Origin of the sequence: Bradyrhizobium sp. SZCCHNS3052 (assembly GCF_032484495.1) — a bacterium.
Classification (GTDB): Bacteria; Pseudomonadota; Alphaproteobacteria; order Rhizobiales; family Xanthobacteraceae; genus Bradyrhizobium.
This window is the reverse complement of sequence record NZ_JAUETB010000001.1, coordinates 1,033,123-1,054,319: the sequence shown is the minus strand read 5'-3', so window position 1 is coordinate 1,054,319 and position 21,197 is coordinate 1,033,123. Positions and strand designations below refer to the sequence as shown.

18 protein-coding genes are annotated in these 21,197 nt (G+C 66.0%); 10 read left to right on the top strand and 8 right to left on the bottom strand.

Translation table 11 applies throughout. The annotated features are described in order from the left end of the window. Positions 1-27: 27 nt before the first annotated feature. Positions 28-1,086, top strand: a complete 1,059-nt coding sequence (locus QX073_RS04785) for an alcohol dehydrogenase (RefSeq protein WP_315712400.1) — start codon at positions 28-30, stop codon at positions 1,084-1,086. Between the two features lie 381 nt (positions 1,087-1,467). Continuing rightward, on the top strand, positions 1,468-3,735 hold the full coding sequence (locus QX073_RS04780; protein WP_316225394.1) for a hypothetical protein: 2,268 nt from the start codon (positions 1,468-1,470) through the stop codon (positions 3,733-3,735). A gap of 12 nt (positions 3,736-3,747) precedes the next feature. Here the strand turns inward: QX073_RS04780 and gmk are convergent, their stop codons facing one another. The 7 genes from gmk to fabD all read right to left on the bottom strand — a co-directional run bounded on the left by gmk (position 3,748) and on the right by fabD (position 10,885). Further along, the gene (gene gmk, locus QX073_RS04775) at positions 3,748-4,407 is read right to left on the bottom strand and encodes a guanylate kinase (RefSeq protein ID WP_316170412.1); all 660 of its coding nucleotides are present in this window, start codon (positions 4,405-4,407) and stop codon (positions 3,748-3,750) included. A 3-nt stretch (positions 4,408-4,410) separates the two neighbouring features. Beyond that, positions 4,411-5,298 carry a YicC/YloC family endoribonuclease gene (locus QX073_RS04770; RefSeq protein WP_315712651.1) on the bottom strand — a complete coding sequence of 296 codons (888 nt, stop codon included), beginning with the start codon at positions 5,296-5,298 and terminating at the stop codon, positions 4,411-4,413. Between the two features lie 124 nt (positions 5,299-5,422). Further along, positions 5,423-6,712 carry an endolytic transglycosylase MltG gene (mltG, locus tag QX073_RS04765; RefSeq protein WP_315767262.1) on the bottom strand — a complete coding sequence of 430 codons (1,290 nt, stop codon included), beginning with the start codon at positions 6,710-6,712 and terminating at the stop codon, positions 5,423-5,425. Positions 6,713-6,989: 277 nt separating this feature from the next. Continuing rightward, on the bottom strand, positions 6,990-8,255 hold the full coding sequence (fabF, locus tag QX073_RS04760; RefSeq protein ID WP_315712404.1) for a beta-ketoacyl-ACP synthase II: 1,266 nt from the start codon (positions 8,253-8,255) through the stop codon (positions 6,990-6,992). Between the two features lie 221 nt (positions 8,256-8,476). Next, positions 8,477-8,716 carry an acyl carrier protein gene (locus QX073_RS04755; protein ID WP_006610957.1) on the bottom strand — a complete coding sequence of 80 codons (240 nt, stop codon included), beginning with the start codon at positions 8,714-8,716 and terminating at the stop codon, positions 8,477-8,479. 437 nt (positions 8,717-9,153) lie between these two features. Next, entirely contained in the window at positions 9,154-9,891 is a 738-nt protein-coding gene (fabG, locus tag QX073_RS04750) for a 3-oxoacyl-[acyl-carrier-protein] reductase (protein ID WP_316170410.1), read from the bottom strand. Positions 9,892-9,925: 34 nt separating this feature from the next. Then, positions 9,926-10,885 (bottom strand): ACP S-malonyltransferase, encoded by a 960-nt coding sequence (gene fabD / locus QX073_RS04745; protein ID WP_316225393.1) that lies wholly within the window; start codon positions 10,883-10,885, stop codon positions 9,926-9,928. A gap of 371 nt (positions 10,886-11,256) precedes the next feature. Between fabD and rpsF the strand changes: the two genes are divergently transcribed. From rpsF to rplI, 4 genes are all read left to right on the top strand, one after another. Next, positions 11,257-11,718, top strand: coding sequence for a 30S ribosomal protein S6 (gene rpsF / locus QX073_RS04740; RefSeq protein WP_315712423.1), 462 nt, complete (start codon positions 11,257-11,259; stop codon positions 11,716-11,718). Between the two features lie 5 nt (positions 11,719-11,723). Next, on the top strand, positions 11,724-11,963 hold the full coding sequence (rpsR, locus tag QX073_RS04735; protein WP_008963441.1) for a 30S ribosomal protein S18: 240 nt from the start codon (positions 11,724-11,726) through the stop codon (positions 11,961-11,963). Positions 11,964-12,095: 132 nt separating this feature from the next. Further along, positions 12,096-13,046, top strand: a complete 951-nt coding sequence (locus QX073_RS04730; RefSeq protein WP_315749948.1) for a hypothetical protein — start codon at positions 12,096-12,098, stop codon at positions 13,044-13,046. Between the two features lie 49 nt (positions 13,047-13,095). Next, complete coding sequence (gene rplI, locus QX073_RS04725; RefSeq protein ID WP_315826786.1) at positions 13,096-13,689, top strand: 50S ribosomal protein L9; 594 nt, start codon at positions 13,096-13,098, stop codon at positions 13,687-13,689. Between the two features lie 60 nt (positions 13,690-13,749). Here the strand turns inward: rplI and QX073_RS04720 are convergent, their stop codons facing one another. Beyond that, positions 13,750-14,526: a hypothetical protein gene (locus tag QX073_RS04720; protein WP_316170409.1), complete on the bottom strand. Its 777-nt coding sequence runs from the start codon at positions 14,524-14,526 to the stop codon at positions 13,750-13,752. A gap of 422 nt (positions 14,527-14,948) precedes the next feature. On the opposite strand from QX073_RS04720, the gene QX073_RS04715 reads away from it, so the two are divergent. The 4 genes from QX073_RS04715 to QX073_RS04700 all read left to right on the top strand — a co-directional run bounded on the left by QX073_RS04715 (position 14,949) and on the right by QX073_RS04700 (position 20,737). Beyond that, entirely contained in the window at positions 14,949-16,199 is a 1,251-nt protein-coding gene (locus tag QX073_RS04715; protein WP_316164701.1) for a cyclopropane-fatty-acyl-phospholipid synthase family protein, read from the top strand. Between the two features lie 641 nt (positions 16,200-16,840). Then, on the top strand, positions 16,841-18,349 hold the full coding sequence (locus tag QX073_RS04710; protein ID WP_315712432.1) for a replicative DNA helicase: 1,509 nt from the start codon (positions 16,841-16,843) through the stop codon (positions 18,347-18,349). A gap of 45 nt (positions 18,350-18,394) precedes the next feature. Further along, complete coding sequence (gene alr / locus QX073_RS04705; protein WP_316173826.1) at positions 18,395-19,579, top strand: alanine racemase; 1,185 nt, start codon at positions 18,395-18,397, stop codon at positions 19,577-19,579. Positions 19,580-20,479: 900 nt separating this feature from the next. Then, positions 20,480-20,737, top strand: coding sequence for a hypothetical protein (locus QX073_RS04700; protein WP_316184860.1), 258 nt, complete (start codon positions 20,480-20,482; stop codon positions 20,735-20,737). Positions 20,738-21,197: the final 460 nt, after the last annotated feature.

Sequence of the window (21,197 nt, the reverse complement as noted above, 5' to 3'; positions counted from 1 at the left end):
TCAACAAGCATTTCAGGGAGTTTCATCATGGCGTTGATGCGCCGTCAGTCGCTCGTCAAGTTCGACGCACCGCTGTGCGAAACCATCGTCGAGACGCCGAAGCCGCAAGGCCGGGAAGTTCTGGTTCGCATCGAGCGCTGCGGCCTGTGCCACTCCGACCTGCATATCCAGGACGGCTATGCCGATCTCGGCGGCGGCAAGCGCCTGGACACCACGCGCGGCATGACCCTCCCCTTCACGCTCGGACACGAGATTGCCGGCGTCGTCGATGAGGTCGGACCCGACGTGCCGAAGGAACTGATCGGCGCGCGCCGCGCAGTGTTTCCGTGGATCGGCTGCGGCCAATGCCGCGACTGCGCCAATGGCGACGAGAATTTGTGCGCCAAGCAGCGCTTCCTCGGCGTCTCGATTGACGGCGGCTTCGCCACCCACGTGCTGGTGCCGGATGCGAAGTATCTGCTGGAATACGATCCGCTGCCGGTCAATCAGGCCGCGACGCTGATGTGCTCCGGCGTAACGGCCTATGGCGCGCTCAAGCGCCTCGTGGATCGGCCGCGCCAGCGCAATCTGCTGCTGATCGGACTCGGCGGCGTCGGCATGATGGGCCTGTCGTTCGCGCAGGCGATGTTCAAGCAACCGATCTCGGTGGCCGACCTCTCGGCGGCCGCGCGCGAGACCGCGCTGAAGAATGGCGCCGCGACGGCCTACGATCCGGCCGAGCCGGATGTGATCAAGCGCATCCTCAAGGAGACCGAGGGCGGCTTCGACGAGGTCGTCGACTTCGCCGGCAACGAGAAGTCGATGGCCTTTGCGGTGTCCGTCGTTGCACGCGGCGGCAAGATCGTCGTCTCCGGACTGATGGGCGGCCAGTTCACCCTGCCGATGGTTCAATGGGTGTACAAGCGCATGACCATCGAGGGCTTCATGGTCGGCACGCTGACTGAGGCGCACGAGTTGATGGCGCTCGCGCGCGCCGGCAAGATCAAGCCGCCGCCGATGCGCGAGGAGCCGATGGCTGACGTACAGAAGTGGATCGATGCACTGCGCGCCGGCCATGTGGTCGGACGTGTGGTGCTGACGAACTGATCCCTCGTCCGTTGCGACATCGCACGCGGCGGCGGTGCTGCACCGCTGCCGCCGTGGCCAATCATTTGTCCACAAACGTAGAGGTTGTCGGCGCCGCGCCTCGGATCCCTGAGGGTGAAAAGTCAGGTCCATCTTCACGGATGTGACCGATTTGGCGCGCTAGCGCGGCCAAAATCGAGGCGGGATGCGGATCCTTTTGTGGGAAAAAAGCCGCACTCGGGCACGAAAGGATCGCGACAGAATTAATCCGGAATTGCGGCTCATTGCCACCCAACTTCTCTCCGAGAACGCGCCGTTGCGTAAGCGTATCCGGAGTCTTCAATGGCAAGCCGAACGGCAGGAGTTGCGTTTGCCATTGCAGCCGGAATCGCCGGCACCGTCGTGCTCGTGCTGCCGCGCGTCGTGTTGGCGGCGGAGGAATGTCTGACCGAGCCGACGGGAGAGAAGTCTGACGCGCAACGCTGGTACTATCGTTTCGATCGTGGCACCAATCGGCGTTGCTGGTATCTGAAAGACGCCAACGGCAATACCCGTGACGCCGCGGCACCGATGCGGGCCGCGCAGCAGCCGACTCCCTGGGACTTCGCCCAGCCCGCTCCACCCAAACTGACGCCGAGACGCACCGATGGCCCAGTCGCTCGCACCAGCGACGCCCTCGCCGAAGCGCCGCAGCCGCGGCTGCGTGCCGATCTCGCCGTGCGGGGCACGCCGAAGCCGCAGAATCTCGCCACGCCGACGACGCTGACGGCATCGGACACCAGCCTGCCGCGCAGCCTCGATAGCTCGCCCTGGCCCTCTGCCCCGCCGCAACAGGCGGACCCGATCGCGGCCGATGCGCCACCACCGGCAATGGCCGACGACGGCAATGCGGAGCCGGACGCGAATGCGGCGCCGACTGCCGACGGGCCGATCATCGCACCCAAGCCGAGCAAGCCCGAAGCGCCCATCCACGTGCTCATGCTCGTGGTCATCGGCGCACTCGCGATTTCAGGACTGCTGGCCAGCGCGCTCTATCGGCTCAGCCGGATGGGGCGGCGGCAACGGCGCAACGGCAGCTGGCACGCGGACGCAGTACGGATGCGCCGCAGTCGCATCAAACCACGGTCCAAGGCGCCGCAGGGCGGGATGCGTGCGAGCCGCGGCAGCATGCCGGCGGCACCATCCCATCCAGGCGGCGGCCGCGGCTCCCAGCCGGCTTCGGCGCTCGACCTCGCCAGCGCGCGGCTGTCCGCTTCAACGGACCAGATCGACCCCCGTGCGCAGCGACCGGCGCCGTCTCCCCAGCATCAGGATCACCCGGCCGTGGCCGCACGCCGACGCGACCGGGACGCGGCTGCGGAGATGCAACGATCACAATCCACCGACGCAGTATGGCAGGCGGTCGATGAGTTGGTGGATCGCGCAGCAGTGCGCCGGGCCGAGCCTTCCGGGGCACAGATCGCTGCGACCAACGCGCCGCCATCGCCGGTTGCCGCAACTGCCGCATCGCCTGCTGCTCCGGCGCAGGCACAACTGACGGCTGCCCAGATGGCCGCCGCGCAGGCCGCTGCCGCCAAGATTGCAGCAGCCCAGGCGAGCGCCGCCGCTGCAGCCGCCTCGCCGCGCTCGCCGACCTATGCGGCACCGACCGCGCCCGCCGAGCCCTGGCCGGCGGCGCAGCGGGTTGAACCAGCGAATCCCACCCGCATCCAGGCAGCCGCAGCAATGCCGCCAGCCGCCCCGCCACCGGCGCAAGCTGCCGCGACCGCCGCCCCACCTGCCCCTGTCGACGTCAGCGAAATCGTGTCGGCGCTGCGCAAGGCCCGAAGCAGCGATGTCACGTCCCCCTCTGCCGGCGCTCCGATCGACGCCGCCAAGGTGATTGCCGCGCTGCTGGTGTCGCGCGCGGCCAAGCGGCACGCCACGCAACCCGGCGAGGCTAGCGATGATCCGGCTGCAGCGGCCCTCGCTGAGACGGCTCCGCCAACGCAGGCGGACGCTGCACCCCGGACCACGCAGGCGTCGCAACATCTGACGAACCATCCGCGTGGCGGCCAGCCCGTCGCTCAGCCCGTTCCCGGGACGCCCGATCAGCCTGCCTCCCCGCGCGCGCCGTCAACGGCGCCAGCCGATCCAGCGGCCGCACTGATCGAGACGCTTCGCGCGCATGCGGCACGACAACCGGCCCCTCAGCCTGACGATGACATCGCCGTGGGCGGACCCGCGATGATGTCGGAAGCCCCTGCCGCCGAAGACGATGAGCTCGACGATCCTGCGGCGGCGCTGATCAACCTTCTGCAGTCGCGCTTTTCATTGCCCGAAGACGAGCTGGAGGCAGAGCCGCAGCATGAGGAGTTCTCCGTCGAGGCTCAGCAGGACGTCGTGCACATGCATGATGATCCCGCGGCCCGACTGATGAGTCTCCTGGAATCGCGGTCGTCGATCCCCGCCGCGCTACCTATCGACAGACCGCAGGCGCAGCAGCAGCCACAGCGCCCGTCGCAGCAGCGTCCCCTGTTCGTGCCGACGCCGTTCGAGGATCCGGCGACCCCGCCGCTCGACTTCATTCCGCGGCCTCCGGCGCTGCGGCCGCGGCCGCGCAACATTCAGCAGGATGATGAGCTCGACGGCATCCAGGACATCCTGGCGCGCCTCGGCCGGCGGGCGTAGACGGAAGGCGTTTCAGCTCTCGAGCTGGCGCTGCAGTTCGCGCACGAAGGTCGTCAATCCGGTCCGGCGCTCGCGCTTCAGGCGCTCGGCCTTGAGGATCGACTGCACCTCGGCGAACGCATCGTCCACGTTGCGGTTGATGACGATGTAGTCGTACTCCGCCCAGTGGCTCATCTCGTGGCTGGCGCGGCTCATGCGCCCGCGGATGACCTCGTTGGAGTCCTGCGCGCGCGTGTGGAGACGCTTCTCCAGATCGGCGGCGGACGGCGGCAGGATGAACACGCTGACGACGTCCTGCCGCGCCTTCTCGCGCAGTTGCTGCGTGCCCTGCCAGTCGATGTCGAACAGCACGTCCTGGCCCGCCGACAACGCCGCTTCGACCGGCGCGCGCGGCGTGCCATAGCGATTGTCGAACACGGTGGCCCATTCGAGCAGCTCGTTGCGCTTGGCCATGTCCTCGAAGCGCGCCCGGTCGACGAAGTGATAGTCGCGGCCGTCGACCTCACCAGGCCGCATCGGACGCGTCGTCGCCGAGACCGACATCCGCAGGCCCGACATGCGCTCGATCAGCAGGCGCGACAGCGTCGTCTTGCCTGCCCCCGAAGGCGATGACAGCACGAACATCAGCCCGCGCCGCTCGACCCCATCGAAGCTTCCGTCGTGAGCCGCCATGGATCACTCCAGATTCTGAACCTGTTCGCGAAACTGCTCGACCACGGTCTTCATCTCCAGGCCGATGTTCGTCAGCTCGATGTCGTTCGACTTCGAGCAGGTGGTGTTGACCTCGCGATGGAATTCCTGGGCGAGGAAGTCGAGCCGGCGGCCGACGGGCCCGCCCTTGCCGAGCATCTCGCGCGCCTGCGCGATGTGCGAGGCGATGCGATCGAGTTCCTCGCGCACGTCGGCCTTGGCCGCGATCAGCAGCGCCTCCTGCGCCAGGCGATCGGGATCGAAGCGGTCGGAGGTTTCGAGCAGGGCTGCCACCTGTTCGGCCAGCCGCGCCTTGATCGCCTCGGGCTTGCGGCCCGGCGACGCCTCCGCCCTTTTCGCCAACGCCTCGATTTCGTCGACGCGCTGATTGAGGATCTGACCGAGCGTGTCGCCCTCGCGCCGGCGCATCTCGACGAGATGTTTCAGAGCGGTGTCGAAGCCTGCAATCGCCGCCTCTTTGGCGGCCTTGTCCTCGGCCTCGTCACTCTCCGGCTCGGCCACCTCGATCACGCCCTTGATCGACAGCAGCCCGTCAATGCTCGGTGCGACCGCGTCAATCCTGCCGGCGAGCGAGCTCGCCATCTTCACCACCGCAGCCAGCACGTCCTCGTTGATTCGCACCGTCGACCCGGTCTCGGTGCGCTTGACGGTGAGATTCGCATAGACCGTGCCGCGCGACAGGACTTCCGTCGCGCGCTTCTTGGCGAAGGCCTCGACCTCGTCCCAGCCCTGCGGCAATCGCACCCGGACGTCCAATCCCTTGGCGTTGACCGACTTCAACTCCCACTCGAACGAGTAGGGACCGCTTGCCCCGTGGCTACGGGCAAAGCCGGTCATGCTCGACAGCGCCATTTCGTCCATGTCTCCGGCACATTGGGAACGGGGACAGACTCAACCCCCGCCGAAAGTGCGCGAACCTTACGGCCTTTTGGGCAAATGTTAAGCCCGGTTCTGCGCGGCCGACATGCGTGGGAAATTATTGCTGAACGACCGGCGGGCTCGGCTGCGCCGCCCCCTGACGGGCGCCGTTGCCAGGTGCGGCCCCCGGTGCAACTCCGCCGGTGGCGCGGTTGGCCGGCGGCTTCTTTGCCGCTGCGGGCGCCCGTGGGGTCGCTCCGGCCGCCGGATCGGCCGCGCCACCCGCGACGGCAGGCGGCGCCTCGTCGGGCTCGACGGTGTCGTTCTGGGTCTGCCGCTCCATCGCCCTGAGCTTGGCGACGTTCTTCTGGTGCAGGTCGTAGGTTTCGGTGAAAGCATGGCCGCCGGTGCCGTCGGCGACGAAATAGAGATCGCGCGTGCGCGCCGGATTGGCTGTCGCCTCCAGCGAGGCGCGGCCGGGGTTGGAGATCGGTCCCGGCGGCAGGCCCTCGATCACATAGGTGTTGTAGGGCGACGGCTGGGTGATCTCGCTGCGCTTGATCGGACGGCCCAGCGTGCCCTTGCCGCCGACCAGACCATAGATGATGGTCGGATCGGACTGCAGCTTGATCCTCTGCTTCAGCCGGTTGACGAATACTGCGGCCACCCGGCTGCGCTCGTCGGGCTTGCCGGTCTCCTTCTCGACGATCGAAGCCAGCGTCACCAGCTGCTCCGGCGTCCTGACCGGCAGATCCGGACTACGCCGTTCCCAGATCTCGGCCAACACGCGCTTCTGCGCCTGCTGCATGCGTTGCACGACCTGATCGCGGCTGGTGCCGCGCGGAAACTTGTAGGTCTCCGGCAACAACGTGCCTTCGCGCGGAATCTCGCGGACGCTGCCGGTGAAGATCTCGTTCTCGGACAGGCGGGCCACGATCTGCTCTGACGTCAGGCCCTCGGGCACGGTCACCGAATGCTGCACGACCTTGCCTTCGACGATGACGCCGATCACGTCGCGCAACGATGCATTCTTCTGGAACGCATACTCGCCCGGCTTGAGGTCGGAACTGGCCTTCAGGGCATAGACTCCACCGATGAAGATCCACGGATTGACGTCGATCACACCTTCACGCGCGAGCACGTCGGCAATATCGCGTTTGCCCGCGCGCTGCGGGATGTTGACGACCTTGTCCTCCTGCAGCGGTCCTGCCGCTTCCAGGATCTGCCGTCCATAATAGTAGGCCGCGCCCACGCCGAGCATGGCCAGGATGAGCAAGGTGATGATCGCGTTGCCGACAACCACGAACGGATTGCGGGCGCGGTCGGAGCGGCGCGGCGGCGGCGGCACGCGTTCCGGCTCCAGCGCTGCGCGCGGGCTGCGGGGCGAGATGGGCGGCCGTTCACTCATCGATGCAACCTTCAGTCCTGTCGCTCTCGTCGTGGCCGTGCGCTCCCCAACGCAAGCGACCTGAAGTCCACGCCCATTTAACGATTCGTCATCTCGTCATCGAATACGGCGAAAAGGTGTTTTCGCCGGGCCTCACCGCCATGCGCATCCACTTACCGCATCGGCGCCGAAGGCCGACCTGCGAAAGACACGCGAAGTCTTGGGTTCTAGTGTGGCTGCAGTCGGATATCCGCGTGACCAAGCGACAATCGGCCCGCGCGGCATCCGTCCTTCCGCACTAGGTCACCACGCGCCGTAAAACCACCGACGCGTTGGTGCCGCCGAAACCAAACGAGTTCGACAGTGCCACGTTGATCTCGCGTTTGCGAGGTGCATGCGGCACGAGATCGATCGCGGTTTCCACCGACGGGTTCTCCAGATTGATCGTCGGCGGGGCGATGTTATCCCGAATCGCGAGAATGCTGAAGATGGCTTCGACGGCGCCGGCCGCGCCGAGCAGATGTCCGATCGACGATTTGGTCGACGACATCGAGATCTTCGAAGCGGCATTGCCAAGCAGGCGCTCGACCGCGCCGAGTTCGATCTCGTCGCCGACTTGAGTCGAGGTGCCGTGCGCGTTGATGTAGTCGAGGTCGGCGGCCGTGATACCGGCGCGCTTCAGCGCCGCACTCATGCTGCGAAAACCGCCGTCGCCGTCCGGAGATGGCGAGGTGATGTGATAGGCATCTCCGGAGAGTCCGTAGCCGGAGACCTCGGCGTAGATCCGCGCGCCACGTGCCTTGGCGTGCTCATACTCCTCGAGCACGACCACGCCGGCGCCCTCGCCCATCACGAAGCCGTCGCGGTCCTTATCGTAAGGGCGCGACGCGCGCTCGGGCGTCTCGTTGAATCCGGTCGACAGCGCGCGCGCCGCGCAGAACCCGGCCATGCCAATTCGGCAAATCGGCGATTCGGTGCCGCCGGCGACCATGACATCGGCATCGCCGAGCGCGATCAGGCGGCTGGCGTCGCCGATCGCATGCGCGCCGGTCGAGCACGCAGTGACGACCGAATGATTGGGACCCTTGAGCCCGTGCTCGATCGAGACATAGCCCGAGGCGAGATTGATCAGACGTCCGGGAATGAAGAAGGGCGACACTTTGCGCGGACCGCGCTCCTTCAGGAGGATCGCAGTGTCGGCAATGCCCGAGAGGCCCCCGATGCCGGACCCGATCAGCGTGCCGGTGGCACAGCGGTCCTCTTCCGTCGCAGGATGCCAGTTGGCGTCATCGAGCGCCTGACGCGCCGCAGCCATCGCGAAAATGATGAAATCGTCGACCTTGCGCTGGTCCTTCGGCTCCATCCACTGGTCGGCATTGAAGGTGCCGTCGGAGCCATCGCCGCGCGGCACCTGACAGGCCACCTTGGCGGGAAGATCGGAGACCTCGAACGACTCGATCAAGCGCGCACCGCTCTTGCCCTGAAGGATGCGCTGCCAGGTCGTTTCCACACCACAGCCAAGCGGCGAAACCATGCCAAGGCCAGTGACGACAACCCGCCTCATGTTCGTTTCTCCAGACCCGACCTTGAGCGCTTGTGCATCGGCTGACGGCCGTCGCCGCACCTCGGGTCAATTGTTCGAGTAACACGTTCTGGCCGGGCAGCGCGTCCGAATCGTCCATCGCCAGCCGCCAGATGACGGCTCATCACGACGCCGCCAACAGCAAGAAACCGGTCGACCGCACAAGACGGATCGGCCGGTTTCGCGCAACTCTCGCCGGAGCGTCAGCTCTTGGCGTTCTTCTCGAGGAACTTGGTGGCGTCGCCGACGGTCAGGATCGTCTCCGCGGCGTCGTCCGGAATCTCGCACCCGAACTCTTCCTCGAAGGCCATGACGAGCTCGACCGTATCGAGGCTGTCAGCACCGAGGTCGTCAATGAAGCTCGCGTTGTCGACCACTTTCTCGGGCTCGACACCAAGGTGTTCGACCACGATCTTCTTAACCCGCTCGCCAATCTCACTCATCGTTCAAACCTCGTGCTTGTTCCTTTAAGACCCGACCCCCGGATGATCCGCATCACCCCGGCCGCTAAACTTCCTTCGCGATCGCGCAAAACCAGATTTGCCCCGCAGCGCCCCTTTACCGAAATTTGGCGGACGACTTGCGGTCCGAAAACTTCGGAAACGGGGCCACTCACAAACTCCAATCCACACTCTCCATGCGGCCGGTACGCCTCCGATCCAGAGCGCTCAAACAGGAACCCGGATCAGCAGCACCAGCCGACGGAGGCCCGGCGAACGATGGCAGCTCGCCCCGCCAATATACAGGGTTTGGAAATCCTGCAATGGCGTTCTTCGTGCCCCCATCAGCCGCCCGGTTACCATACACGCGAATCATTGACCACACGGCCCGGTATAGTGGTCGCGACGTCTTTTCGCCGCATTCCGAGCCACGGCAGAGCCTAGATCATGGCCATGCCGCCATTGACGTGGATGGTCTGCCCCGTGACATACGCCGCCTCGTTGGAGGCGAGGTACACCGCAGCTGCAGCAATGTCCTCCGGCGTGCCCAACCGCGCCGCCGGCACCTTGGCGAGGATCGACTCGCGCTGCTTCTCGTTCAGAGCGTCGGTCATCGGTGTCTTGATGAAGCCGGGTGCGATGCAGTTGGCGGTCACGCCGCGTTTGGCATATTCGGCGCCGAGCGTCTTGATCATGCCGATGATGCCGGCCTTGGACGCCGTGTAATTGCCCTGCCCCGGATTGCCGGTGACGCCGACGATCGAGGTGATCGCGATGATGCGGCCGAAGCGCTTGCGCATCATCAGCTTGGTGGCGGCACGCGAGAGACGGAATGTCGCGGTCAGGTTGACCTTGATCACCTCGTCCCAATCCTCGTCGCGGAGCTGCACGAACAGGTTGTCGCGGGTGATGCCGGCGTTGGCGATGAGAATGTCGACCTGCCCCATCGCCTGCTCGGCGGCCGGCACCAGCGCCTCGACCTCGGCCGCGTCGGACAGGTTGCAAGGCAGCACATGCACACGGCTGCCCAGCTCGCCGGCGAGGGTCTCAAGCACCTCGCGCCGGGTGCCGGAAACGGCAACGGTCGCCCCCTGGGCATGCAAGGCCTTCGCGATCGCGTTGCCGATGCCGCCGGTCGCGCCAGTCACCAGCGCGGTCCTGCCACTCAGATCGAACATCCAACTCTCCTCAATGCCGCTTCCAAGCGGCCACTTACGACGTTTTCGCCGCGGCCAGCGCATCCTTCGCGGCCACGATATCCGACGGGCCGCCGACGGCGACGCCGACCGCACCATCCGCGATCCGCTTGACCAGGCCGCTGAGCACCTTGCCGGCGCCGATCTCGAAGAACCGTGTCACGTCCTGGCCCGCCATATATGCGATCGATTCGCGCCAGCGCACCGTACCCGTGACCTGCTCGACCAGGCGACGGCGAATCTCGTTGGGATCGCTGATCGGCGCCGCGAGTACGTTCGAGACCAGGGGCGAGGCCGGAGCCTTGATCGTGACCTTGGACAGCGCCTCCGCCATGACGTCCGCCGCCGGCTGCATCAGCTTGCAGTGGAACGGCGCGGAGACCGGCAGCAGCATGGCGCGCTTCGCGCCCTTGGCGCGGGCGATCTCGACGGCGCGATCGACGGCGGCCTTGTTGCCGGACACCACCACCTGGCCGCCGCCATTGTCGTTGGCGGCCTGGCAGACCTCGCCCTGGGCCGCCTCTTCGGCGACCGCAACAGCCGCCTCATAATCCATCCCGAGCAGCGCGGCCATGGCGCCGACGCCCACCGGAACGGCCTTCTGCATGGCAAGCCCACGGGTGCGCAGCAGGCGGGCAGTATCCGCAATCGTCAGGCTGCCGGCGGCGGCCAGCGCCGAGTATTCGCCCAATGAGTGACCTGCGACAAAGGCGGCGTCGCGTCCAACCGAGAATCCGGCCTCGGTTTCCAGCACCCGCAAGGTTGCCATCGAGACCGCCATCAGAGCGGGTTGGGCATTTTCGGTCAGCTGCAGGGTCTCGGCCGGACCTTCCCAAATGATGGTCGTCAGCTTCTCACCGAGGGCGGCATCGACCTCCTCGAACACCGAACGAGCCACCGGGAAGGAGTCGGCGAGCGCCTTGCCCATGCCGACGGCCTGGGACCCCTGCCCCGGAAAAGTGAATGCTGCCGTCATGGCCGCCCCCTGAACGTTCCAAAATCCCTGGAATTGAGTAACTTTGGCCGGAAAGACACTGGCCGGCCCTGTGATGTCAAGCACGTGACGGGCGCAATTCGACCACTTTCCCTTGCCTTGGCCCCGAAAATCGGTATAAGGCGCGCCATCCGTGGATCCCGAGCCGGGAGCTGAACGGACGGTCCCAGCAAATCACCTTGCTCAACCTTGGGGATTTAACCTCTCCAAGCTGTCCAGGCGACTTTGATGTGGCAGGGCCAGTCGGCCCGTCGTCCCGTGTTCCCGCCTTCTGAGCTGACGTCTGCGAGTCCTTTCCACAAGGTCTCGAAGGGCTTGACGCCGGGATTTGCGCCAACTTGGAAAGGACAGCCATGCCGCTTTACGAGCATGTATTCCTCGCGCGTCAGGACGCGAGCACCCAGCAGGTGGAAGAACTGACGGCTCAGATGACCGGTATCGTCGAAGGTCTCGGCGGTAAGGTCACGAAGTCCGAGAATTGGGGCGTTCGCTCCCTCACCTACCGCATGAACAAGAACCGCAAGGCCCACTTCGTGCTGCTCAACATCGACGCGCCGTCCGCGGCGATCGCCGAGATCGAGCGCCAGGAGCGGATCAGCGAAGACGTGATCCGCTACCTCAGCGTCCGCGTCGACGAGCTCGAGGAAGGCCCGTCGGCGATGATGCGCAAGGCCGATCGCGACCGTGAGCGCGACGACCGCGGCGGTGGCTTCCGTGGTGAGCGCGATGGCGGCGGCTTCCGTGGCGATCGCGGTGACCGTGGCGATCGCGGCCCGCGCCGGCCCCGTGACGAAGAAACTGCGGACGAGGAGTAAGATCAATGGCTGAAGCCCCCGCACGTCGCCCGTTCTTCCGCCGCCGCAAGACCTGCCCGTTCTCCGGGCCGAACGCGCCGAAGATCGACTACAAGGACTCCAAGCTGCTGATGCGCTACGTCTCCGAGCGCGGCAAGATCGTGCCGAGCCGCATCACGGCCGTGTCCGCCAAGAAGCAGCGCGAACTCGCGCGCGCCATCAAGCGCGCCCGCTTCCTCGGCCTGCTGCCTTACGTCATCCGCTGATTGCGGACCTCGGACCGGCGGCCCCGCGCCGCCGGCTCCTTCCGTTGAATTCTCATAAGGCTTCCGGGTCGTCCGGTCGCCGATGGTTGGGGCGAAGGCGCCTCTAACCGCTCGAAGGGAGCGGGACAGCTGATGATCGGAACGCTTCTCATCGCGCTCGCGGCAGGCGCTGCCTCCGCGGTCATGTTCGCCTCGACCGGATCGGGCGTGATGACGGCGCTCGTGCTTGCGCTGCTCGCGCCCGTGCCGCTGCTCGTCGCTGCAATCGCCTGGGGCCGGCTTTGCGCCGTCATCGGCGGTCTCGTAGCAACCGCTTGCGTGCTGGCCATCTTCGGCTTCGATCGCGCTCTCGCCTTTGCCGTCTCCGTGACGCTGCCGGCCTGGTGGCTCGGCCACCTCGTCCTGCTCGGCCGTCCGACGACCAGCCCGTCCGGCCAGGATGGCATCGAATGGTATCCGCCCGGCAACATCCTGCTGTGGATCGCGGTGATCGCAGCGCTGATTGCCGCGTTCTCCTTCGGCACCGACATGACGGCCACCAATCAGGGTCTCAGGCGGCTGCTGTCGCGCGTGCTCAGCAATACCGTCACGTCGACCGATGCGGTCGACATTCCCCGGCTGGTCGAGATCCTGGTCTTCATGGCGCCGCCGATGGCCGCGGTGATCATGACCACGATCCTGTCGCTCAACGTCCTGGCGGCCGCAAAGATCACGGCGATCTCCGGCCGGCTGATGCGCCCATGGCCGCGCCTGCGCGACACCAAGCTGCCGCTGATGACGCTGCCGGCGCTGTTTGCGATCATCGCGTTCTGCTTCCCGGGCGGGCTGATCGGCATGCTGGCGCGAATCGCCGCCGCAGCGCTGCTGACCGCCTATGCGCTCACCGGCTTCGCGGTCCTGCATACGCTGACCTTGCCGCTGCGCACCCGGCCGCTTTGGCTCGGTCTCGCCTACGCGCTGATGCTGACCTTCATCTGGCCGATCCCCATGCTGGCGATGATCGTCCTCGGCCTCGCCGACGCCGCCTTCGACCTCCGTCACCGTTACGGCCCGCGGCAGCCGCCGCCTTTGCCGGTGCCGTAAAAGTTCAACCTCACACCAACCGCTTCCGAACATCACAAGGAGAACATCGATGGAAGTCATTCTGCTGGAACGTGTCGCCAAGCTCGGCCAGATGGGCGAGATCGTGAAGGTCAAGGACGGGTTCGCCCGCAACTTCCTGCTGAAGCGCAAGAAGGCGCTGCGGGCCACCGCCGAGAACAAGGCCAAGTATGAGGGCATGAAGGCCGAGCTCGAAGCCAACAACATCAAGGCCAAGGGCGAGGCGGCCAAGGTCGCCGAGAAGATCGACGGCCGCGACATCGTCATCATCCGCCAGGCCTCCGAATCCGGCCAGCTGTTCGGCTCGGTCTCGGTGCGCGACATCGTCGCCGCCCTCGCCGCCGACGGCATCACCGTGAGCCGGCCGCAGGTCTGGCTCGACGCCCCGATCAAGACGATCGGCAAGCAGACGATCACCATCGCAATCCACCCGGAGGTCGAGACCTCGGTGACCGTGACGGTCGCCCGCAGCGCCGACGAGGCCGAGCGCATCAAGCGCGGCGAGGACATCTCGACCCGCCAGGAGGACCGCGACGCCGCCGCCGAAGCGATCGCGGCCGCCGGCGAGTTCTTCGATCCGGAGGCCCAGGACGAGGGCGCTGCCGGCGAGCCTGCGCAGCAGTAAGCGCGCCAGCCCATTTGCGGAAAAGCCCGGCTCCCCGAGCCGGGCTTTTTCATTGTCGTCTCACCGCGAGGGCGAGGACGGAACCGAGGGATCCGACGGCACCGACTGGGTCGTGGCCGGCGCCGGCGTCACCGGCGGGACCGGGTCGGCGCGCAGCGCCGGCGCGGCCTCGCTCGATCTTGCCGGCTCGACCCGCGGCGGCTCGGAGCCGGCAGCGCTGTCCTCGCGCGACGCCGACGGGCGGGTCGCACCGGTCGGCTCGCCGCGCGTCTCTTCCGCAGCCGAGCCCTCCTGGGCCGGCTTCTTGCGCTTGCCGAGCCGGCCCTTCTTCGCGGGCGCGCTGCCCTCGCCGTCGGCCGGCGCAGCGGCTGGATCTGCTGCCGCGTCGGGCCTCGCCTCGGCCGGCGCGGAGCGCTTGGAGTGATGACCCGAACGGCGGCGCGGCTCGCCTGGGCTCGCAGCAGCATCCGCGGCGGCCGGTTTCGCCTCGGGCGGCTCGGTGGCGGCTGACCGGGCGCGGCGCTCGGACCGCGTCTCCTTGCCGGAGTGGCCCGTTGATCGCGCATCCGCAGCGCCGTTCGCAATCAGGTAGTTGGCGAGCACGCCGGCCATCTCGGGGCTCGTCGTGTAATGCTGGCGCAGAAACCCGGGCAGCGAGCTGGCCGAGGTGTTCTTGGCCAGGCCGCGCGGCGACTTGTGGCAGACCACGCAGGTCCCGTTGTAGATCTGCGCAGGACTCTTGCCCGCATCGAGATTTTCCTGCGCAACGGCGGCCCCCGCGAAGCCCATGCAGAACACCGCCACCACCGTCGCCAAATTGAGCGCTCGGCCCACCATTCTCATTCTCCAGCTATGGTTTCGCCCACACGGCGCCGCCCCGCGCGACATCCGCTGCCGTGTTTCCTCTCGCTATCAGCCGAACGTGACAGCGGACATTGCGGTCGCTCCACGCCTTCGACGGCGATCCCTTCAGACCTCGTCCGGCGGTCAGATGCCGGACACCGGCCAAAAGGCCGGCGGCCGCGGCCTTTTTAACGGATTGCGGAGCGAATGAAAGCGCACAGATGTTCCTGCGCCGAGATGTCCATCGATCAATGACGGTTCGGAATATCGGCGTTGTGTTCATGGCAGTGGCGTCGGCTTGTGCCCGCCGGGTAACATAACAACGTGATGATAGGGAACCAATCGGTTCTCAACGCGTCGAGTGCGACGGCCGGGAAAGTCAGCAACTCACGGGAATAGCTCGTTGGGTGGTGTGGATGGACCGTTTGCTGCGAAGTCTGTTGAGTAGCTTCATTCGCCGTGGCTCGATCAGCTTTACGACCGCCAGCGGCACGTCGTTCAGCTGCGGGGATGGAACCGGCGTCCCCGTGGCGGCACGATTTCTGACTCGTGAAGCCGAGCGCCGGATTCTGGCCAACCCCGAGCTCGCGCTCGGCGAGGTCTATATGGACGGCTCGTTCGTGGTCGAACGAGGAACGATCGCGGACCTGCTGTCGATCGTGATGAGCCAGCCGGCCGTGGTGCCCGACTGGGCCAGGCCGCAATGGTGGCTGCGCTATCTGATCCGGCACCTGCGCCAGCTCAATATCCGGGCACGCGCGCGCCGCAACGTCGCCCATCATTACGATCTCGATGGGCGGCTGTATTCGCTGTTCCTCGATGCCGACCGGCAATATTCCTGCGCCTATTTCGAGACGCCGGACGCGACGCTGGACGATGCCCAGCTCGCCAAGAAACGTCATCTCGCGGCCAAGCTGCTGATCGGCCGCCGCCATCGCGTCCTCGACATCGGCTGCGGCTGGGGCGGGCTTGGACTTTACCTGGCCGAGATGTGTGATGCCGACGTGACCGGCGTGACCTTGTCGGCCGAGCAGTTGCAGGTTGCCGAGGCCCGCGCGGCCGAACGGCACCTCTCCGCCTCCGCCCGCTTCCTGCTGCAGGATTATCGCGACGTGCCCGGCACGTTCGATCGCATCGTCTCGGTCGGCATGTTCGAGCATGTCGGGGTCGCCTTCTACGACTCCTTCTTTCGCCGCAGCGCCGAGCTGCTCGCGGACGACGGCGTCATGCTGCTGCATTCGATCGCACGCTCCGTGGGCCCTGATGCGACCAATCCCTGGATCGCCAAATACATCTTCCCCGGCGGCTACGTCCCAGCCCTCTCGGAGGTTCTGCCGGCGATCGAGCGCGCCGGGCTCCTCGTCTGCGACATCGAGATCCTGCGCCTGCACTACGCGGAGACCCTGAAGGCGTGGCGCGAACGCTTCATGGCCCGGCGCGACGAGGCCGTGCAGCTCTATGACGAGCGCTTCGCGCGGATGTGGGAGTTCTACCTGGCGGCCGCGGAAATGGGGTTCCGCAAGCAGAACCTGATGAATGTCCAGATCCAGCTGACGAAGCGCCAGGGCGTCGTGCCGATGACGCGCGACTACGTCCACCGTGAGGAGACGCGGCTGCGGGCGCGCGAGCGCGGCAGCCGCCCGGCGCTGCAGATGGCGGGTGAGTAGCGCGCGCGGCCCGCGACGACAGCGGAGGGCGGCGCCAGTGCAATGGTCCTGCAGAGACGGACGGCCGCATTCCCTCGGCTGCGCCGCGCCGGTCTCGACTTCAATTCTGAGATGCTCGATGGACGCCTTGCATCCCAAACGCGAGATTATGCCCATCCGACTCAAATTTTCAAACAAATCGTGCGGTCTGTGAACTGGCTCACAGACCCCGGGGAAGCCCGGCCGTAGTGTCCTGGCATGTCCCCGAGCCCCGCCAGAGCCATGTTGGAACCCCAGACCGACTTCAGCACCGACTACGCGCTGATCGCCGCGGGCGTGGGAGCATCCCTGATCGCCCTCCTGTATCTGCTGCTGGTCTGATGCCGGGCGCGGATCCACGCGCGGCCCTGGCACGCCCTGCCGTACCGGCTCTCGTTCCCGCCTCGCCGACGTGTCGAACGATCGCGCCGGTTGATTGCACCGGCGTGTCGCTCGCGCTCGCGCGGCGTTGAGTCCTGTCGGTTCCGTCAAGCGCGGCATCTGGCGAGTCCGGATTCATCCACCAGATTTACCAGACGGTGAATTGCGCTCAGCTTTCGCTTCCGCTTCGCGCGCGACTGGCGCTTTATCCCCTCCCCTTCAAAGCTGCTAAACACGCGGTCATGGCACTCACCGATTCGAACGTTCACAAGCTGGCGTCGGCTGACGCAGCAACGCCGGCCTATCGCAGCGCTCCTCACAACATCGAGGCGGAACAGGGTCTGCTCGGCGCGATCCTGGTCAACAACGACGCGTTCTATCGCGTGTCGGACTTCCTCGAGCCGAAGCATTTCTTCGAGCCGCTGCACCAGACCGTGTTCGAGACCGCGTCCAGCCTGATCCGGATGGGCAAGGTCGCGACGCCCGTGACCTTGAAGACGTTCCTGCCGGCCGACGTCGACATCGGCGGCATGACCGTCGGGCAGTATCTGGCACGGCTCGCGGCCGAAGCGACCACGATCATCAACGCCCAGGACTATGGCCGCACCATCTACGACCTGTCGTTGCGCCGCGACCTGATCGGCATCGGCGAGGACATGGTCAACGTCGCCTATGACGCGCCGGTCGACTTCGCGCCGCGCAACCAGATCGAGGACGCCGAGCGCCGGCTGTACGAGCTCGCGGAGTCCGGCCGCTATGACGGCGGGTTCCAGAAATTCTCCCAGGCGCTGACGACCGCGCTCGACATGGCCGCCAAGGCCTTCCAGCGCGACGGCAAGCTGTCCGGTATCTCCACCGGCCTGCGCGATCTCGACGCCAAGATGGGCGGCCTGCAGCACTCGGACCTGATCATCCTCGCCGGCCGTCCCGGCATGGGCAAGACCTCGCTCGCGACCAACATCGCCTACAACGTCGCCCAGGCCTATGTTCCCGAATTGCAGCCGGACGGGACCTATCGCGCCGCCCAGGGCGGCGTGGTCGGGTTCTTCTCCTGCGAAATGAGCGGCGAGCAGCTCGCCACCCGTATCATCGCCGAGCGCTCTGGCATTCCCTCCAGCCACATCCGCCGTGGCGGCATCACCGAGGCCGATTTCGAGAAGCTGCGCGAGTGCTCGATCGAGCTGCAGTCGCTGCCGTTCTATGTCGACGAGACCGGCGGCATCTCGATCGCGCAGGTGATGGCGCGCGCCCGCCGGCTGAAGCGCCAGAAGGGCCTCGACCTCCTGGTGATCGACTACATCCAGCTGCTGTCGGGCTCGGGCAAGCGCGGCAACGACAACCGCGTCCAGGAAATCACCGAGATCACCACCAGCCTGAAGGCGCTGGCCAAGGAGCTCAGCGTTCCCATCATCGCGCTGTCGCAGCTGTCGCGCCAGGTCGAGAATCGCGAGGACAAGCGGCCGCAACTGTCGGACCTGCGTGAATCCGGCTCGATCGAGCAGGACGCCGACGTGGTGCTGTTCGTGTATCGCGGCGAGTACTATCTGGCCGCCAAGGAGCCGCGTCCCGGCACCGAGGAGCACCAGAAGTGGCAGATGGAAATGGATCTGGCGCTCGGCAAGGCCGAGGTGATCATCGGCAAGCAGCGCCACGGCCCGACCGGCACGGTCGAGCTGCACTTCGACGCCTCGGTCACCCGCTTCGGCGACCTCGCCCATGACGGCCTGCCGCCGCAGCACCACGACTATTGACCTGACGCGGTTGAACCGTGACGCCGCGGCGCGTAAAAGCGCCACATGAGTGTTCCCGAACAGAAACCCGCCGAGCAACCTGTCTCGGCGGTCGACGACGCTGTCCCGGCCAGCGCCACCGGCGTGCTGACCATCGATCTCGATGCGCTCGCCGCCAATTGGCGCAAACTGGAAAAGACCGCAGTGCCGGCCGAATGCGCCGGGGTGATCAAGGCCGACGCCTATGGCTGCGGCATTCCCCAGGTGGCGCGCACGCTCGCCGCGGCCGGCTGCAAGACCTTCTTCGTCGCGACGCTCGCGGAGGCAAAAGTCGCCCGCGCCGCCCTGCCGGACAGCGCCGCGCTCTACGTGCTCGACGGCTTCTTCCAGAACACCGGCGAAGACTACGCGGCGATCAACTGCCGTCCTGTCATCGGCGACCTCAACGAGCTCGCCGAATGGGACATGTTCTGCCGCCGCACCGGCTGGAAGGGCGGCGCGGCCATCCATGTCGACACCGGCATGAACCGGCTCGGCCTCAGCCCGATCGATGCGCAGGGCATGATCCCGCGCATCCAGGGCGGCGACCATGGCATCACGCTGGTGATGAGCCATCTGGCCTCCGCCGAGCAGATCAACAGCCCGTCGAACGCGCGCCAGCTCACTGCGTTCCGCGAGGTCGCCAGCGTGTTCACCGGCGTGCCCGCCGCGCTTGCCGCCTCCTCCGGCATCTTCCTCGGTGCCGCCTTCCAGTTCGACATGGTGCGGCCCGGTGCCGCGCTCTACGGCGTCAATCCGACGCCCGAGGCCGACAATCCGATGCAGCCGGTCGCCGAGATCAAGGCGCGCATCGTGCAACTGCGTGACCTCGCGCGCGGCGACACGGTCGGCTATGGCGGCACCTGGACGGCGCGCCGCCCGACAAAGATCGCGATCCTCTCCGCCGGCTATGCCGACGGCTATTTCCGCGCGGCGAGCTCCAACGACGGCACCCGCGGCGCCGACGTCATCATTGCCGGCCAACGCTGCCCGATCGCAGGGCGCATCTCGATGGACCTGATCGCGGTGGATGTCACCGACCTGCCGCCGAAGGCAGCCCGCCGCGGCCACTTCGCCACGCTGCTCGGCGAGGGCATCACGGTCGACGAGCTCGCGCATCATTTCGGCACCATCGGCTACGAGGTCCTGACCAATCTCGGCCGGCGCTATCATCGCATCTACAAGGGCGGCGCGGCGGCCGCGGAAAGCTGATCGCGCGCAGCAACGCTCTCTGTCTGACGTGCATACAGCTGCTTCCACATCGTCATTGCGAGCGCAGCAATCCAGAGTCCCGCACACCACCCTGAATTGCTTCCGCCTTCGCTCTTCGAGCTACGGCGGACAAGTCGCTGCGCTCGCAATGACGGTGAACTGACATGAGCCATCGTTCTCGCGGCATGTAACGCCCGAGGCTTGCATCTCTTTTTCACCCTCTTCGAAAGACGAGGGCGCAGGGAATGCCGGGTGAAGGCCTCACCCATGGCCCGCCTGCAGAAAAAAAGCAGGCGGCAGTCACCACAGGTTCAGCCGGTCAACCGGCATTCCCCGCGCGATGGCTTTACGCCTTATGCGTACTCTCCCCGGGGATCGGCTGTCTTGCCCCCGTGACCGGCGGATCATCATCACCACCGGCGTAGCATCAGCGTCGGGATGCCAGGACCATACGTCTTCGACGTGCGCCTCGTGCCGTTCGTCCGCACGGCCTCAAGCCATGCTGCGACCCCAAGCGCCCACCACATCCCACCCCGCGTGTCATGACGATCGCGATACGCCCCTCGTGTCGAGGCGGGACGGCGGGAGTGAACCATAATTTTCTGAAAAACGAAAGTCGAATATTTTCGCGGTAGGGACTGGACAGGCTGATTCGCGTTGAGATTGCTGAGAAAATCGTGCTTTGGCGCAGGTGATTCTAGTCCAGCCGATCGCTCCTGCGCCTCGCCGAATGGGGGGCACAGCAAGACGCGAGCCAAGTCCTATGATCGCCCCTCGTCACCGATCTCGGTCGTCCGCTTCATCTCTCGCGCGAGATCGTCAACAACCTGTGCCAGCGAGCGTCCATCGCTAGTGGTCAGCGATTTCCGAAGCTGCCGTGAGCTCCATAGGATAGCGGCAATGAACATGAAAAAGGGAAGCCAGGAGACGATCAGGCTTACATACCAAGGCACATCATTAGCCATACCCGAGCTCTTCCCTACGATTGCCTTCGATATCAGTCAGTCTGGCTCAGATGATCCGCGCGGCGGGTTACCATCTTCTATCATTCACGCGCTTCATCTCCTCCGCCAGATCACCGACGACCTGCACCAGCGAGCGACCGTCGTCGGTCATCAGAGATCTCCGAAGCCGGCGCGTGCTCCATACAACGGCTGAGACGAACATGATCAATGGCAACCAGGCTATGACGAGACTTACGTACCAAGGCACATCGTCACTCATGCCTAACCTCCACGCATGACCGCCGCCTGAGGACCAGGATCATCGATATGATCCAATCATTAAGAAATCAGCTGGAACGCAGTGGCAACGTCCCCGCAATGAGCAGGTGGATGGGTATTAAGGTGACAGTGCTGAACTGTATAAAACGGGGGGGCCGGCGGCATAGCCGCCGACCGCACACCCACTGGGGCGGGTGGCCGCCCGGGACTGGGGCGCGATCTGCCGACCAACGCGGGGGGACTAACGCCCAAGCCAATCCATAACGCTCTATGACTCTCACGAGGGGTCGCTAGCGTTCCCCCGGCACTCGCGTGGTGAGTTCTATTTTATCTGGACTCTTCCAGATTTTCGGCCAAGTTTCTCCCGGTTTGAAACACCACACGGGTCTTGAGGC